Below are 15854 nucleotides of genomic sequence, written 5' to 3' on the forward strand. Positions count from 1 at the left end.
ACCCCGAATCGCCCCTGGAGGCCCCGTGTCCCTCGCCGACCGTGCAGCGGCCACCGGCACCACCGCAGCGTCCGTCCCCGACCCCCGGCTCACCAACGAAGACCTCGCGCCCGCGGGCAAGCGCACCTGGAAGGTCTTCGACCTCTTCGCCCTGTGGATGTCCGACGTCCACAACCTCGGCAACTACACCTTCGCCGCCGGACTGCTCTTCCTCGGCATGAACGTCTGGCAGGTCTTCACCTCCCTGCTCGTCGGCTTCGTGATCATCTACGCCGGGATGAACATGATGGGCCGCATCGGCCAGCGCACCGGTGTGCCGTTCCCCGTCGTCAGCCGCATCGCCTTCGGTGTCTGGGGCGCCAACGTCCCGGCGCTGATCAGGGCCGTCATCGCCATCATGTGGTACGGCATCCAGACCTACCTGGCCTCCGTCGCCGTCAACGTGATGCTGCTGGCCGCCTGGCCCGGGCTGGAGTCCTGGACGCACTCCTCCTTCCTCGGCCTCGACGCGCTCGGCTGGCTCTCCTTCGTCGCGCTGTGGCTGGTCCAGGCGCTGATCATCAGCCGGGGGATGGAGTCGGTCCGCAAGTTCCAGGACTTCTGCGGCCCCGCGATCTGGCTGGTGATGATCGCGCTGGCCCTCTGGATCTTCGCCAAGGCCGGCTGGAGCATCTCCCTGACCAGCACCCCGCACCCGGTGTCGACCGGCGAGCAATGGCGCCAGTGGTTCGGCGCGATCGGCCTGATCCTCGCCACCTACGGCACGCTGATGCTCAACTTCTGCGACTTCTCCCGCTTCGCCCCCGACTACCGCACGGTCCGGCGCGGCAACTTCTGGGGCCTCCCCGTCAACTCCACGGCCTTCGTCATCCTCTCCGTCGTCGTCACCGCGGGCGCCTACGAGGTCTTCGGCAAGGAGATCACCGACCCCGCCTATCTGGTCGCGGAGATCGGCAACACCTGGGTCCTGGTGCTGGGCGCGCTGACCTTCGCCATCGCCACCATGGGCGTCAACATCGTCGCCAACTTCGTCTCCCCGGCGTACGACCTGGCCAACGTCTGGCCGCAGAAGATCACCTTCCGGATCGGCGGCATGATCAGCACGGTGGCGGCCCTGGTCGTCACCCCCTGGAACCTCTTCTCCAACCCGACCGTCGTCAACTACTTCCTCGGCGGCCTCGGCGCCTTCCTCGGTCCGCTGTTCGGCGTGATCATGGTCGACTACTACTGGGTCAAGCGCGGCCAGGTCGACGTCGACCAGCTCTTCCGCGCCGAACCGGGCTCCCCGTACCACTACCGCAAGGGCGTCAACCCCAAGGCGCTGTGGGCGTTCCTGCCGTCGGCGGCGGTGGCGGCCGTGCTGGCGCTGGTGAAGACCTTCGGCGATGTGGCGCCGTACTCCTGGTTCATCGGTACGGCGATGGCCGCCGGGCTCTACGGACTCCTGTGCCGGAGCGAGCGGACGGCCGGGGCGGAGGGCTGAGTTCCGGTGCGGATCGTCGTCACCAACTGCAACACGACGCAGACGATGACCGAGGAGATCGTCCAGGGTGCCCGGGCCGCCGCGAGCCCGGGCACCCTCGTGACCGGGCTGACCCCCGGGTGGGGACCCGAATCGGCGGAGGGCTGGCTCGACAGCTACCTCTCCGCCGCCGCGGTCATCGACACCCTGCGGACCTACGACGGACCGCCGTACGACGCGGTCGTCCTGGCCGGGTTCGGGGAGCACGGGCGGGAGGGCGTGCGGGAACTGGTCGGCGTACCGGTCGTCGACATCACCGAGGCCGCGGCACACCTCGCCTGTCTGCTGGGTCGGCGCTACGGCGTCGTCACCACCCTGGAGCGGACCCGCGGGCAGATCGAGGACAGCCTGGAGACGGCGGGCGTGGCCCGCAACTGCGCCGCCGTCGTCGGCACCGGCCTCGGCGTCCTCGACCTCGACAACGGCGAGCGCACCCGGGCCGCGCTGCTGACCGCCGCCGAACGGGTCCGGGCGGCGGGCGCGGAGGTGCTGGTCCTCGGCTGCGCCGGCATGACGGGGCTGCGGCGGTCGGTGGAAGCGGTGGGGCGGGAACTGGGGCTGCCGGTCGTGGACGGCGTGGCGGCGGCGGTGCGGCTGGCGGAGTCGCTGGTCGCCCTCGGGCTGACCACGAGCCGGGCGGGCGGCTACGCGGCGCCGCTGCCGAAGCGGCGGGAGTGGGGCCGGTGGGGCCGGCCGGGTCCCTGACCGAGTCCCCCTACTTCCCGCGCGGGGGGAACCTCCTACGCTTCCGGTACGGGTGCGGCCCCTGCCCTTGCCCCGCGGGGCGTACTGTCCGCCCCGCCCCGACTGGAAGGACCCGTATGCCGGCCCGGACCGACGACCAGGACTTCCTGGGCGCCACCGCCGACCGCCTCGCCGCGCTGCCCGCCGTCCGCGCGGTCGCCCTCGGCGGCTCCCGCGCCCAGCGCACCCACCACCCCGACAGCGACTGGGACCTGGCGGTCTACTACCGCGGCGCCTTCGACCCGGCCGACCTGCGCGCCGTCGGCTGGGCGGGTGAGGTCAGCGAGATCGGCGCCTGGGGCGGCGGCGTCTTCAACGGCGGGGCGTGGCTGACGATCGACGGCCGGCGGGTCGACGTGCACTACCGGGACCTGGACGCGGTCGAGCACGAGCTGGGGGAGGCGGCGGCGGGCCGCTTCCGGGTCGAGCCGCTGATGTTCCACCTGGCCGGTATTCCGACGTACCTGATCGTCGCGGAGCTGGCGGTCAACCGGACCCTGCGCGGCCACCTGCCCCGCCCCGCCTACCCGGAGCCACTGCGCCGGACCGCCCCCGAGCACTGGTGGGGCCTGGCCGGCGCCACCCTCGACTACGCCGAGGCCGGGCACGCCCCCAAGGGTGCCGTCACCCAGGTCGCGGGCGCGATCGCCCTCGCCACGCTCCAGACGGCGCACGCGGTGCTGGCGGGGCGGGGAGAGTGGGTCACCAACGAGAAGGGGCTGGTGGAGCGGGCCGGGCTGGGCGCGATCGACACGCTGCTGACCGGGCCGGCCCCGGGGCCGCGGGCCCTCGCCGGGGCGGTGGGGGAGGCGAGAACGCTGCTGGCGAGCGCCGTGGACGCCGCCGCGCGCCGCTGAATCAACGCTGCGCGGTGGGCCGTACGACGATCTCGTTGAGGTCGACCCGGTCCGGCTGGGCGACGGCGTAGGCGATGGCGTCCGCGATCGCCACCGGGTCCAGGGCGATCGCGTCCCGGCGTTCCAGGAGCGCGGCGCGGGCGGCCGGGTCGGCCACCGCGTTGACGAAGTCGGTGTGCACGAAACCCGGGGAGACGACGGTGACACGCAGGTCACCGACCTCCTGCCGCAGCCCTTCGCACACCGTGCACACGGCCGCCTTGGTCGCGGCGTAGACCGCCTGGCCCGGGACGGTGCGGTACGCGGCCGTCGACGCCACCGTGATCAGGTGCCCGGCCGCCTGGCGGCGGAAGACCGGCAGCGCGGCGGCGATGCCGTACAGCACGCCCCGCAGATTCACGTCGATCATGTCGTCCCATTCGTCGACGCGCAGATCCGCCAGCGGGGAGATCGGCCCGATGCCCGCGTTGTTGACCAGGACGTCGAGCCGCCCGAACTCGTCGACCGCCGTGCCGACGAGACGGACGAGGTCCTCGCGCCGCCGTACGTCGGCCGGTACGCCGAGGGCGCGGCCGCCGCCCTCGCGGATCTCGGCGGCGAGCCGCTCGACCCGGTCTCCGCGCCGGGCGCCGAGGACGACCGTCGCGCCGCGCTCCGCGAGGGCCAGCGCGGTGGCCCGGCCGATGCCGCTGCTGGCGCCGGTGACGACGATGACCTTGTCGCGGATCCCTCCCGTCTCGCCCGTCTCTCCCGTCTCGCCGGTCTCGCCGGTCTCGCCGGTCTCGGTACGGGGCTGGTCCGTGTGGGACATGGTGTGGTGCTCCTCAGATCGTTCGCCGGGTCGTTCGTCGGAACGCCCATTGGGCGGGTCCGACGGGGTGACTTCAGTCTGCGGTAGCTTCAGCCTGGTATACAGAGCCGCTTTATTCTGGAACCAGAGGTGCCACGACATGCCGCAGCAGCCGCCGGACCAACGCCGTGAGCTGGCCGCCTTCCTGCGCAGCCGCAGGGAGCGGATCACCCCCGACCAGGTGGGGATGCCGCCCACCGGCCGTCGCCGGACGCCCGGACTGCGCCGGGAGGAACTCGCGTTGCTCGCCGGGATCAGCGCCACCTGGTACACGTACCTGGAGCAGGGCCGGGACATCCGGGCCTCCGACCAGGTGCTCGACGCCCTCGCCACGGCGCTGCGGCTCGACCGCCACGAACGCGACCACCTCTTCCGGCTGGCCGGACACACCCCCGGGCCCGAGGCCGAGCCGCCCGAGCCGCTCGCCGCCGAGGTGGCCGCCGTCCCGCTGCTGCTCCAGCCGCGGCCGGCGTACATCATCAACGGCACCTACGACGTGCTCAGCCACAACGCGGCGGCCGGGCGCCTGTTCCCGAACCTCGCCGAGCCGGCGGACCGGCCGGCGAACTTCGCCCGCTGGACCTTCCTCGACCCGGCCGCCCGGGACTTCCTCGTCGACTGGGAGACGGAGGCGCGCGGCTTGCTCGCCCGGCTGCGGACCCTGGCCGGACGGCACCCGGGCGACCCCCGGTACACCAGGCTGATCGACGAGCTGAAAGAGGGCAGCGCACACGTGCGCGCCTGGTGGCAGCGGTACGACGTACAGGTCCAGCACGGCGGACGGAAACGGATGCGGCGTCCCGGGGGAGCGGTGGCCGAGTACGTCTACACGGCGTTCCACCTGGCCGAACGGCCGGAGTTCACACTCGTCGTCTACACAGAGGAAGAGACAGAGGGGAAGACAGAGGAAGCGACAGAGGAAGCGACCGAGGAAGGCACCGAGGGCCCGGAAGCCGTCACCTCGTAGAAACGGCGCCGTTCGCTTTCGCGTACATGCACGCCGTACGGTGGGGAACCGTAAGTGACAAGCCCGGCCACCGTCGCCCGAAGGCTCACCCGCCCTCGACGAGACGACTGGAGGCCGTGCCGTGTCCCGCCGCACCCCCGCCCTCGCCCTTCCGCCCTGGCTGGCGCACGCCCTGCGCGCCCAGCGCGGACCGGTGCCCTGGAGCGCGGTCGTGCGCGGGGCGCTCGCCGCCGGGCCGCTGCTGATCGCCGCCGACGCGGCCGGGCGGATCTCCCTGGGAGTCGTCGCCGCGATCGCCGCCATGCTGGCCGGGATCAACGACCGGCCGGGCAGCCGACGGGTCTCCGTCCGGCGGATCGGCTTCCCCGCGCTCGCGGGCGCGGCCGGACTGGGCGCCGGTACGTACGCCGGGGCGCACCTCGGCGCCGTCGTGCTGACCCTCGTACTGACCGTGCTCGGACTGTTCGCCGGGAGCCTCAGCGCCGTCGGACCGGTGGCGTCCGGGGCGGCCACCCAGGTGCTGGTGGCCGCCGCGATCGGCGCTGGGATGCCGCTGCCCGATCCCGGCTGGCAGCGCGTGCTGGCCTTCCTCGCCGGAGCCGGGTGGCTGCTCGCCCTGCGGCTGGCCCTGCCCACGCCCGGCCCGCTGACCGGCGACTTCCGCGCGGACTTCCGCCTCGACTTCCGGTTCGACGGGGAACGCGCGGCCGTCGCCGGGGTCTACGACGCCGTCGCCGCGCTGCTCGACGCGACCGGCACCGAGCACGCCGTCGCCCGCCGGGCCGCGCTCACCGCCGCGCTGGACCAGGCGCAGGACGCGTTCGCGGGCCCCCGGCTGCGCCGTTACGCCTCCTCCTCGGCCGAGCGCCGGCTGCACGCGCAGTACGCCGCCGCGCTGCCGCTCGCCGAGGCCGCGACCGCGCTGGCCTGGGCCGGCGAGCCTCTTCCCCGCCGCGCCAGTGAAGGGCCCCGGCGGCTCGCGGCAGCCGTCCGCGCCGGCGCGCACACCGGGCCACTGCCCGCCCCCGCGCGCTCCGCACCCGGCCTGCGCGCCCTCGACGACGCCCTGCTGCACGCCGCCGTCGCCTTCGACCGGGGCCGCGGCGGCGACCTGCCCACCCGCCGGCGGTCGCCCGGTTCCGTGCTGCGCACGGTCCTCGGCGCGGGCGGACGGGAGTACGGGCTGCGGGTCGGCCTCTGCTTCGGGGCCGGCGCGGCCGTCGCGCAGGCACTGCACCACGCCCAGTGGTACGGGCCGCACCAGCACTGGTACTGGCTGCCCGCCACCGCCGTCTTCCTGGTCAAGCCGGATCTCGGGCCGCTGGCCTCCCGGGTGCTGTGCCGGGCCGCCGGGACGGTCCTCGGCGCCCTGGTCTTCACCGCCCTCGCCGCCGTACTGCCCCGGCCGGAGGGGCTCGTCGCGCTGGTCGCCGTCGCCGGTGCGCTGATCCCGGTGGCCACCCGGCACTTCGCCGCGCAGACCGCTGTGGTCACCGTCCTCGTGCTGGCCCTGGTCATGGTCGGCGGCGAGCCGCAGGCGTCCGCCGGGCGCATCGGCGAGACCCTGCTGGCCTGCGCGATCGTGCTGGTCGTCGGGCATCTGCCGATGCCGGGGCGGGGCGGCGCCGGGGTCCGCGCCCGGCTCACCGCCGCCGGGGACGCCGGGCACGCCTATCTCGCCCACGTACTGAGCCAGTCCGACGACCGGGCCCGGCGCTGGGCGCTGCGCCGGGAGGCGTACCGCACGCTTGCCGAGGCCCGCGCGGCCATCGCGCTGGCCGCCGCCGAGCTGCCCGCCCTGGCCCGGCACTCCGAGGGCGCCGACGAGGTCGCCGCCACCCTGGAACGGCTCGCCGACACCACCACCGCGTGCGCCGTGCACCTCGACGACACCGGCCGGCTCACCCCGCGCCACCTCGAACGGCTCGCTGAGCTGCGTGACGAACTCACCGAGCGGCGCACTCGCGCCGGCGTGCGCCTGCCGGAACTCCCACTCGCCGGCTGACCCGCCCGGGATGCCGCGCGGGCGCCGTACGTTGGCCCCATGACGCATCCCGCGCAGCCGCAGTCGCCCCCCGGGCAGCCCGCCGATCTCGTCATCACCGGATGCACCGTCCTCGTCCACGAGGAAGCCGGGAGAACCGGGGAAGTTAGGGAAGCCGGGGAAGCCTGGGAGGCCAGGGAAAGCGGAGAAGCCGGAGAAGGCGGAGAAGCCGGAGAAGGCGGAGAAGCCGGAGAAGGCGGAGAAGCCGGAGAAGGCGGAGAAGCCGGAGAAGGCGGAGAAGCCGGAGAAGCCGGAGAAGCCGCGGAGCGCCTCTCGTTCACGCCGGACGCCGGCATCGTCGTGCGCGGCGGTGTCATCGCGTCCGTGACCACCGCCGAGGCGGCTGCCGCCCTGCCCGCCGCCGAACGCATCGACGCGCGCGGCCAGGTGGCGCTGCCCGGACTGATCAACTGCCATACGCACGCACCCATGGTCGCCCTGCGCGGCCTGGCCGAGGACCTGCCCACCGAGGAATGGTTCAACGACGTCGTCTGGCCGGTGGAGTCCAACCTCACCGCGCGGGATGTCGAACTGGGCGCCCGGCTCGCCTGCGCCGAGATGATCCGGGCCGGCGTGACCTGTTTCGCGGACCACTACTTCGCCATGGACACGGTCGCCGACGTCGTCGCCGAGTGCGGGATGCGGGCGCTGCTCGGACAGGCGTACTTCTCCTCGCAGGGGCGCGAGGGGCGCGAGAAGTCCCTCGATTTCGCGCTGCGCCGTCGGGGTGGCGCGGACGGCCGGATCACCACCGCCCTCGCCCCGCACGCCCCCTACACCGTCACCGACGCCGACCTGGCCGCCACCGCCGAACTCGCCCGCGCCCACGGCCTGCCCGTCCATCTGCACGCCGCCGAGAACCGCGACCAGACCGAGAGCAGCCTCGCCCGGCACGGCGCCACCCCCGTCGAGATCCTGGACCGCACCGGCGTCCTCGACACCGACGTGCTGATCGCGCACGGCACCGGCATCCTCGACCGCGACCTGCCGGTGCTGGCTCGGGCGGGCGGCCGTACGGCGGTGGCGACCGCGCCGCGCGGCTACCTCAAGTTCGGCTGGCCCACCACCACTCCGATCCATGCCCTGCGTTCCATCGGCGTGGACGTGGGACTGGCCACGGACGGTGCCGCCTCCAACAACTCCCTCGACGTGTGGGAGTCGATGGCGCTCACCTCCCTGGTCCAGAAGCAGACCGAGGGCGACCCGCGCTGGCTGACCGCGCGTCAGGCGCTGCACCACGCCACGGTCCAGAGCGCCCGCGCGGTCGGCCTGGGGGAGACGGCCGGCCGGATCGCGCCGGGCCGGCGGGCCGACCTCGTCCTGGTCGACTTCACCGGACCGCACACCCAGCCCGTGCACGACCTGGCCGCCACCCTTGTGCACAGCGCCCGTTCCTCCGACGTGCGCACGACCGTCGTCGACGGACGGGTGCTGATGCGGGACCGCCAACTGCTCACCCTCGACGTCCCGTCGGTGGTACGGGAACTGGAACGGCGGCTGCCCACGCTGGTCGAACGCGGCCACGGCAGGCGCGTCCAGACGTACGACACCTGACCCTTTCCGCCCGTTCCCATCCTTTCCGTTCCCTTCTGCCTTTCGGTTCCCTCCTGATCCCTCCTGATCTCTTCCGCTCTCTTCTGATCCCTTCTGATCCCTTCTGGTCCCTCGCGGTCTCTTCCGGAGGTGCCGGAAGTTTTTCCCGCGCGCGCGATGAGTTCCGCCGCCGCCACCGGTCCACCTCCTGACGGACCGTTGCACAGGAGGAGCCCATGTCGCTTCCCGAGATCGTCTCCCGCCATGAATGGCGCGTGGCGCGCGAGGCGTTGCTGGCCAAGGAGAAGGCGGCCACCCGCGCGCGCGACGCGCTCAACGCCGAGCGGCGCGGACTGCCCATGGTGGAGATCGACAAGGAGTACGTGTTCGAGGGCGGTGACGGCAAGGCCACCCTGCTCGACCTGTTCGAGGGACGGCGGCAACTCGTCGTCCACCACTTCATGTTCGCCCCCGAGTGGGACGCCGGCTGCCGCAGCTGCTCGGCGTTCCTGGACCAGATCGGGCATCTGGCGCACCTGCGGGCCCGCGGCACCTCGTTCGCGGCGGTGTCCCGGGCGCCGTACCCCAAGATCCTGCCGTTCAAGGCCCGGATGGGCTGGACGCTGCCCTGGTACTCGTCGTACGTCACGGACTTCAACGAGGACTTCGACGTCACCCTCGACCACGAGGGCGAGCTGATCGAGCGGCCGGGCCTGAGCTGTTTCCTGCGGGACCACGACCGCGTCTTCCACACCTATTCGACGTACGAGCGCGGCCTCGACTGCCTCGGCTCGACCACCAGTCTGCTGGACCTGACCGCACTGGGGCGCCAGGAGGCGTGGGAGGAACCCGAGGGGCGCGCGTCGGCTCTCGGCGCGCCTGTGGGCAGTGAGCGCCTCCGTTACCACGACGAATACGAAGACTGACAGTGACTGCTACGGAAAGTAACCGAAACGGCTGAAAGGGCGAGACGAAGCTCACTCTTTGCGGTGAACGAGTGTCAGCTACGTCTCGATAGCGTCACTTGGCGAGCCGTTCACCCCATCGTTGGCGTTTAACTCTACGAGTGCAACGTTGGATGGAGGTGCGGAGTGAACGGGCGAACAGTGCTCGAACGCTTTCCGGCCGGTGGACCACGCGGGTCCTGGCCGGCCGAGGAGTTCGCGAACGCGCGGCGCCAGGAGGGACTGCCCGCCGAGGTCGTCATGGACCTCGCGACCGACATGTTCCTGGTGATCGTGCGGGGCGGTGACGCGGCCGGGAACGCCGCGGCCTGACCGCGCCGCTCCCTTCGCGGGTGGCTGATCAGACCCGCTTGGGCGCGGGCACCGGCGTGGTGAACTGCTCGGCCTGGAGCGAGTACAACTCGGCGTAGACACCGCCGGTGGCGAGCAGCTCGTCGGGCGTCCCGGACTCCACCAGGCGGCCCTGGTCCAGGACGTGCACCAGATCCGCGTGGCGCACGGACGCCAGCCGGTGCGTGATCAGCACCACCGTCTGGCCGCTGCCGGCCAGCGCCCGGATCTTCTCGAAGACCTCCAGCTCGGCCCGCGCGTCCAGCGCCGCGGTCGGCTCGTCCACCACGAGGATGTGGCCCTTTCGGTAGGCGGCGCGCGCGATCCCGAGCCGCTGCCACTGCCCGCCGGACAGCTCGTGGCCGCCCGTGAAGTGCCGGGCGAGCAGCGTGTCCAGACCGTGCGGCAGGTCCGCGACCACCTCTCCGGCCCCCGCCTCGGCGACCGCGCCGGCCACCCGCTCCTCGTCCAGCGGGGCGGTGGAGCGGCCCACGGCGACGTTCACCCGGGCCGTGAACGGCCACCGTTTGAAGTCCTGCGCCACCATCGCGATCCGCTCGGCCAGCTCCCGCCGGTCGGCCGCGGCGGCGTCGACCCCGTCCCACAGGACGCGTCCCCGCTCCGGGGTGTAGAGCCCGGCGAGCAGCTTGACCAGCGTGGTCTTGCCCGAACCGTTCTCACCGACGAGCGCGACGATGCGGCCGAGGGGGAGGCTGAGCGACACGTCGTCGAGCGCGGGGCGGGTGGCGTCGCCCGGGTAGTGGAAGGTGACGTTCTCGAAGCGGATCTCGCGCGGGTCGGCGGGCAGCGCCGTGCCGCCCGCCGGGATCGTGCGCTTGGCCGCCTCGACGTGCAGCCGCTCCAGGTCGCCGACGAACAGTGCCTCCTCGTGCAGCGCGTTCACCTCCACCACCAGGGTCTCCAGGCTCTGCGAGCCGGTGCGGATCGCGATCACCGCGGTGCCCGCCACCGACAGGGCCATCGCCCCGCCCAGCAGCAGCCCGCCGAGCGTCGCGTACGTCCCCGCCGTCGCCAGCCCGGTCCAGGCCGCCGCGATCAGGCCGGTACGGGCCGCCAGCCCCGCCAGCCGGGCCTGCTCCGCCTCCGCCGTCTCCGACATCGCCCGGTAGTGCCGCAGCAGGAACCCGCCCACCCCGTGCACCCGGATCTCCGGCGCCGCCTCCGGCTCGATGAGCAGACCGGCGATCAGCCGGCCGGCCCGCACGTGCTGCACCCACGCCTGATAGGACTCGTACCGGCGCCGGGCGACCGTCAGCGCGCTCCAGGCACTCGGCAGCGTCATGGTCACCAGCAGCGGCAGCAGCGCCGGGTGCAGCACGGTCAGCACTCCGGCCGCCGTCACCAGCGAGATCAGCGCGTTGATCACCCGCGCGCTGTACGCGATCATGTGCCGGGCCGATACGGCGCCGTACTGGGCGGTGTCCAGCAGCTTGTGGAAGGCGTGGTCCTCGATGGCGGCCAGTTCCACCTCGGTCGCCCGCTGAAGGTACTGCTCCGTCGCCACCCGCTCCACCTTGGGCTCCAGCCGCCCCGTGGCATACGTGGTGGCCGCCCGCAGCAGCGCCGCAACCAGCATCATCGCGGCCACCGTGACCAGCGCGGGCAGGGCGTCGCGCAGCCGCTCCTCGATCGGCCCCGGTGTCATCAGCCGGCCCAGCACGCTGTTGACCGCGAGCAGACTCACCGCCTGGGCCACACCCCGCCCGGCCTCGGCCGCGAGGACGGTCCGCGCGGCCACCGGGTCGGCTCGCCGGGCGAGCCGGAAACTGGCGGCCAGCAAGGCCGGCAACCGGGTCACCATGGACCGGAAGCCCAGTTCCAGGAACGCGTCGGAGTGCTGGTTCCAGCCCGTGTCGTAGCGCAGCGGGCCGCCGAAGAGCAGCCGCTCCGACTCCGACACCCCGGACGGCTCCGGCTTCCCGGCAGCAGGCTCCGGGTTTCCGGTCGGCTTCGATTTGCCGGTCGGCTTCGATTCTCCGGTCGGCTCGGATTTCCAGGGCGGCATGGATTTCCAGGTCGGCCCGGATTTTCCGGCAGGCTCCGCGCCACGCTTCTTCCGCACCGTCGGCCTCCCCGATCGTGGACGGACGCCACTATGGCGGGGCGGCGCACGCGGGGACAGGGCGCGACTGGGGGAGAACGGTGCGCGCGGGCGCACGACAGTTCCCGTACGCCGGGTGGTGCGGTCCTACCGGCCCGGCGTCAGGCGGAGACCGGGCGGGACCAGCTCGGTGTGGTGCCTGTCAGCCGGCACACCGCGAGGTAGAGGGGGATCGGCGGGGTGTAGGGGACCTCGCCGTCCGGGCGGTAGATCAGTCCGGGGAGGTCGGGGGAGTCGGGCAGGACCGCGCCGGTGGCGTACCGGGCGGGTGCCGGCCACTCCATGGCGTAGTCGGAGTCGGAGGGGACGATCCACCACCAGTGCGCCTCGTCGGCGTAGACGCACCCCACCCGGGGAAGCCGGGGCAGCACCTGCTGGCCCAGGATCGGAGGGACCGCCACCGCGTCGCAGCCCAGCGGGGCGCTCATGCCGTCGGGGACGGGGAGGCGGTGCGGTGTCCGCGGCGCGTTCAGCCGGCGCTGGAGCCGGACCAGCGTGTCGAGGCCGCGGACCCGAGCACCCGGTGCACCCGATACAGCCCTCACAGTCGTTCTCCCCCCGTTCCGTGACGTCCCGCTTCGGTGCCGAACCCGGGCCCGGGGCCGATCCGGGGCCTGGATCCAGTCCCAGGTACGGGTCCGGGTCCGGTTCCGATCCCGTGTCCGATCCCCTGCTGCCTGAGCTGTCCGGTCCCCTGCTGCCCGGTCCGGTGCGGTGCCCTGGCGGGAGCCGCGTCGTCCGTGCGTACGTGCGTCCCGTCCGCCCTGGTGTGCGTCACGTCCTCGCGGTCGGAGCCCTCGCTGCCGGAGCCCTCGTCGGCGGAGTCGCTGCGCGGGTGCTCGTCACTGGGTTCGTCGTTGCCGGCGCCCTCGTCGCCCGGACCCTCGGTGCCGGAGTCCTCGTCCGGCGGGCCGGGCTTGGGGCGGGCGCCCCAGCCCAGGTCGTCGCGCGGCTCCGGAGCACCGGCCACGTCGTCCGCCACCCGCGCCAGCTCGGCCCAGACCAGCAATCCCGGGCCGTGCTCCTGTGCGCCCCAGGCGTGACACAAGGCGTCGACCAGGAGCAGCCCTCTGCCGTGCTCGTCCTCGGGCTGCCGCCCGGACGACGGCTGGGGCTGCCCCGGCGCGCACCCCTCGTCCCGTACGGCTATCCGCACCAGGTCGGCGCGGTCGTACAGCTCGCACACTATGTGGCTGCTCGCCGTGTGCACGATGGCGTTGGTGACCAGCTCGGAGACGACCAGAGCCGCCGTGTCGCAGGTGTCCTCACACACCGACCAGCCGGTCAGCCGGGCGCGCGTCAGGCGTCTGGCCTGGGCGGGAGAACCCGGATGGGCGGCCAGCTCGAAGCGGAACCGGCGCTCGGCAGCCGGCCCCGAGGGGGCGGCCCCCGTGGCGGCGCCCGGGCCGTGGGGGCCCGCGGCGGCCTCTGTTCCTAAAGGCGCGGACGGAATCACGCTTGCCACTATCGCCCCGCCGTGAACACTTGGCAAGAGTCACTCTGAAAATTGCAGAGTGCTGTGTGACGTTCTGGACAGGCGTGGCACACTGCTCGCAACAGCACGTCGAGCGGCGCCACTTCAGCTCCGGTCCGAGGTCTGCCCAGGCATTCGGACGGGTCCGAGGAGGGCGCCGCCGGGCTGTCCGCGCGCGCTCGCGGCCGGCCCGGCACGCTCGGGGGCTGCGGTACTACTCGATACGTCTCGATACGACTCGAACGGCTCGACACGTGACAACGGGACTCTTCGTGGAGGTGGAGCGGTGAGCGAACCGCGGTCCGCGCCGACCGTCGGCCAGGTCGTTCTCGGCCGACGCCTGCTGGACCTGCGGGAAAGCGCCGGGATGAAGCGCGAGGAGGCCGCCCGCATCCTCCGCGTCGCCCCCGCCACGGTCCGCCGTATGGAGATGGCCGAGGTCGCGCTGAAGATCCCGTACCTCCAGCTGCTCCTGAAGGCGTACGGCGTCTCCGAGGAGGAGGCCGACGCCTTCGTCCTGCTGGCCGAGGACGCCAACAAGCCGGGGTGGTGGCAGCGGTTCCACGACATCCTGCCCGGCTGGTTCTCGATGTACGTCAGCCTGGAGGGTGCCGCGGCCCTCATCCGCTCCTACGAGCCGCACTTCGTTCCCGGACTGCTCCAGACCGAGGACTACGCGCGCGGGGTGCTGAAGTCGGGCGCCATCGGCCAGACCCGCCCCGACGACATCGAACGCCATGTCGATCTGCGGATGCGGCGCCAGGACCTGCTCACTCGCAAGGACGCGCCCCGCCTGTGGGTGGTCATGGACGAGACCGTGCTGCGTCGCCCGGTCGGCGGCCCAGAGGTGATGCGGGAGCAGCTCGACAGACTGATCGAGGCCGCGGAACTGCCCAACGTGACCCTCCAGGTCGTCCCGTTCGCGAACGGGCCGCACCCCGGGACGTACGGGCCCTTCGTGCTCTTCCGATTCGCCGTGCCGGAACTTCCGGACATGGTTTACAGCGAGTACCTGACCGGCGCCGTCTACCTGGACGCGCGTGCCGAGGTGGCGACCCACCTCGAGGTCATGGACCGCATGGCGGCCCAGGCCGCTACGGCACATCGCACAAAAGAGATCTTCCGGGATCTCCGCAAGGAGCTGTAATGGATCGCATCACGTCCCAGTCCAGGCCACGGATCCGCGGCCAGCGGATCTACAACGGCATGCCCGCGCGCGAGCTGGGCAGCGAGGGCTGGCACAAGCCGTGGAGCGGCGGCAACGGCGGCAACTGCCTGGAGGCGATGAAGCTCGCCGACGGGCGGATCGCCGTCCGCCAGTCCACCGACCCCGACGGGCCCGCGCTGATCTACACGTCCGCCGAGATGACCGCCTTCATCGAAGGCGCGAAGGCCGGAGAGGCGGACTTCCTGCTCTCCTGAAACCTTGCGCACCGCTTGTTGTTAAGCCTCTTACCGTTCCGTCCCCCTTTCTTGAGCCTGGCTTCGACTTGATCGACTTGATCACCCACCGCCGTACCGGCTTAGCCCTCTGGAGTCCGTCATGACCGGACAGCAGCCCGCCGAGATCGACACGAGCCGACCACACCCCGCACGCATGTACGACTGGTACCTCGGCGGCAAGGACAACTACCCCGTCGACGAGGAGATGGGCCGGCAGATGCTCACCCTCGACCCGAGGGTCCCGGTGATGGCGCGCGTCAACCGCGCGTTCATGCACCGGGCCACCCGCTGGCTGTCGGGCCAGGGGGTACGGCAGTTCCTGGACGTCGGCACCGGCATACCGACCGAACCCAATCTCCACCAGGTTCGCCCAGGAGACCGCGCCCGGCGCCCGCGTCGTCTACTGCGACAACGACCCCATCGTGCTGGCGCACGCGGCGGCCCTGCTGCGCGGCACCCCCGAAGGGGCGACCGAGTACCTCCAGGCCGACGTCCGCGACCCGGACGCCATCCTGGACGGCGCCCGCAAGGTACTGGACCTCGACCGGCCCGTCGCGCTCTCGCTCATCGCGCTGCTGCACTTCATCTCCGACGCGGACGGCGCCCACGACCTGGTCCGCCGCCTGCTGGCCGCGCTCCCCTCCGGCAGCTACCTGGTGGTGACCCACGCGACCGCCGACTTCACCCCCGAGGAGTCCCGGGCGGCCACCGAGAAGCTCAAGGCCGCGGGGGTCACCCTGGCCCTGCGCTCCCGCGAGGAGTTCGCCCGCTTCTTTCACGGCCTCGATCTCGTCGACCCGGGCATCGAAGTGCCGCACCTGTGGCACCCCGAACTGGGCGAGCCGGTGCCCGGCCAGGAGGACGGTGTGATCCCCGGGTACGGGGCGGTGGCACGCAAGCCCTGACAAACGTCCTTCGCACCCCTTTCGTCGCCTAGCAGTGCCGGTTAGTGGGCCGGTCGCGTCATGCCGGTATCGACCCGTCGCGGCTTGGCGTCGTCGGC

12 protein-coding genes and 3 pseudogenes are annotated in these 15854 nt (G+C 72.7%); 11 read left to right on the plus strand and 4 right to left on the minus strand.

The genetic code is table 11. The annotated features are described in order from the left end of the window. The first annotated feature begins 25 nt into the window (after positions 1–25). From ACTT8P_RS10625 to ACTT8P_RS10635, 3 genes are all read left to right on the plus strand, one after another. Positions 26–1483: an NCS1 family nucleobase:cation symporter-1 gene (locus tag ACTT8P_RS10625; RefSeq protein WP_442831315.1), complete on the plus strand. Its 1458-nt coding sequence runs from the start codon at positions 26–28 to the stop codon at positions 1481–1483. Positions 1484–1489: 6 nt separating this feature from the next. Beyond that, the gene (locus ACTT8P_RS10630; RefSeq protein WP_442831316.1) at positions 1490–2227 is read left to right on the plus strand and encodes an aspartate/glutamate racemase family protein; all 738 of its coding nucleotides are present in this window, start codon (positions 1490–1492) and stop codon (positions 2225–2227) included. Positions 2228–2343: 116 nt separating this feature from the next. After that, positions 2344–3123 (plus strand): nucleotidyltransferase family protein, encoded by a 780-nt coding sequence (locus ACTT8P_RS10635; protein ID WP_442831317.1) that lies wholly within the window; start codon positions 2344–2346, stop codon positions 3121–3123. Between the two features lies 1 nt (position 3124). On the opposite strand, the gene ACTT8P_RS10640 is transcribed toward ACTT8P_RS10635, so the two are convergent. Further along, positions 3125–3934 (minus strand): SDR family oxidoreductase, encoded by an 810-nt coding sequence (locus ACTT8P_RS10640; protein ID WP_442831318.1) that lies wholly within the window; start codon positions 3932–3934, stop codon positions 3125–3127. A 139-nt stretch (positions 3935–4073) separates the two neighbouring features. Here ACTT8P_RS10640 and ACTT8P_RS10645 point away from each other — a divergent pair, with 139 nt between their 5' ends. The 5 genes and pseudogenes from ACTT8P_RS10645 to ACTT8P_RS10665 all read left to right on the plus strand — a co-directional run bounded on the left by ACTT8P_RS10645 (position 4074) and on the right by ACTT8P_RS10665 (position 9794). Beyond that, positions 4074–4940, plus strand: coding sequence for a helix-turn-helix transcriptional regulator (locus tag ACTT8P_RS10645; protein ID WP_442831319.1), 867 nt, complete (start codon positions 4074–4076; stop codon positions 4938–4940). Between the two features lie 121 nt (positions 4941–5061). Then, a complete protein-coding gene (locus ACTT8P_RS10650) occupies positions 5062–6945 on the plus strand; it encodes an FUSC family protein (RefSeq protein ID WP_442831320.1) in 1884 nt (627 codons plus the stop codon). A gap of 303 nt (positions 6946–7248) precedes the next feature. Beyond that, a pseudogene (locus tag ACTT8P_RS10655) lies at positions 7249–8538 on the plus strand (amidohydrolase); the annotation flags it as partial. A gap of 215 nt (positions 8539–8753) precedes the next feature. Next, entirely contained in the window at positions 8754–9443 is a 690-nt protein-coding gene (locus ACTT8P_RS10660) for a DUF899 domain-containing protein (protein ID WP_442831321.1), read from the plus strand. Positions 9444–9608: 165 nt separating this feature from the next. Then, positions 9609–9794, plus strand: coding sequence for a hypothetical protein (locus tag ACTT8P_RS10665; protein ID WP_442831322.1), 186 nt, complete (start codon positions 9609–9611; stop codon positions 9792–9794). A gap of 28 nt (positions 9795–9822) precedes the next feature. On the opposite strand, the gene ACTT8P_RS10670 is transcribed toward ACTT8P_RS10665, so the two are convergent. From ACTT8P_RS10670 to ACTT8P_RS10680, 3 genes and pseudogenes are all read right to left on the minus strand, one after another. After that, positions 9823–11733, minus strand: a complete 1911-nt coding sequence (locus ACTT8P_RS10670) for an ABC transporter ATP-binding protein (RefSeq protein ID WP_442831323.1) — start codon at positions 11731–11733, stop codon at positions 9823–9825. 302 nt (positions 11734–12035) lie between these two features. Continuing rightward, on the minus strand, positions 12036–12479 hold the full coding sequence (locus ACTT8P_RS10675; RefSeq protein WP_442831324.1) for a hypothetical protein: 444 nt from the start codon (positions 12477–12479) through the stop codon (positions 12036–12038). 320 nt (positions 12480–12799) lie between these two features. Further along, positions 12800–13399, minus strand: a pseudogene (locus ACTT8P_RS10680) (ATP-binding protein); the annotation flags it as partial. Positions 13400–13694: 295 nt separating this feature from the next. Between ACTT8P_RS10680 and ACTT8P_RS10685 the strand changes: the two are divergent. The 3 genes and pseudogenes from ACTT8P_RS10685 (at position 13695) to ACTT8P_RS10695 (ending at position 15756) form a co-directional block, all read left to right on the plus strand. Continuing rightward, positions 13695–14555, plus strand: coding sequence for a helix-turn-helix domain-containing protein (locus tag ACTT8P_RS10685; RefSeq protein ID WP_442831325.1), 861 nt, complete (start codon positions 13695–13697; stop codon positions 14553–14555). Further along, positions 14555–14830, plus strand: a complete 276-nt coding sequence (locus ACTT8P_RS10690; protein ID WP_442831326.1) for a DUF397 domain-containing protein — start codon at positions 14555–14557, stop codon at positions 14828–14830. The genes ACTT8P_RS10685 and ACTT8P_RS10690 overlap by 1 nt, the downstream gene beginning before the upstream one ends. A 121-nt stretch (positions 14831–14951) precedes the next feature. Beyond that, a pseudogene (locus tag ACTT8P_RS10695) lies at positions 14952–15756 on the plus strand (SAM-dependent methyltransferase). The last annotated feature ends 98 nt before the right edge of the window (positions 15757–15854 follow it).

Origin of the sequence: Streptomyces sp. JW3, assembly GCF_052216785.1 — a bacterium.
In the GTDB taxonomy this organism is placed as follows: Bacteria; Actinomycetota; Actinomycetes; order Streptomycetales; family Streptomycetaceae; genus Streptomyces.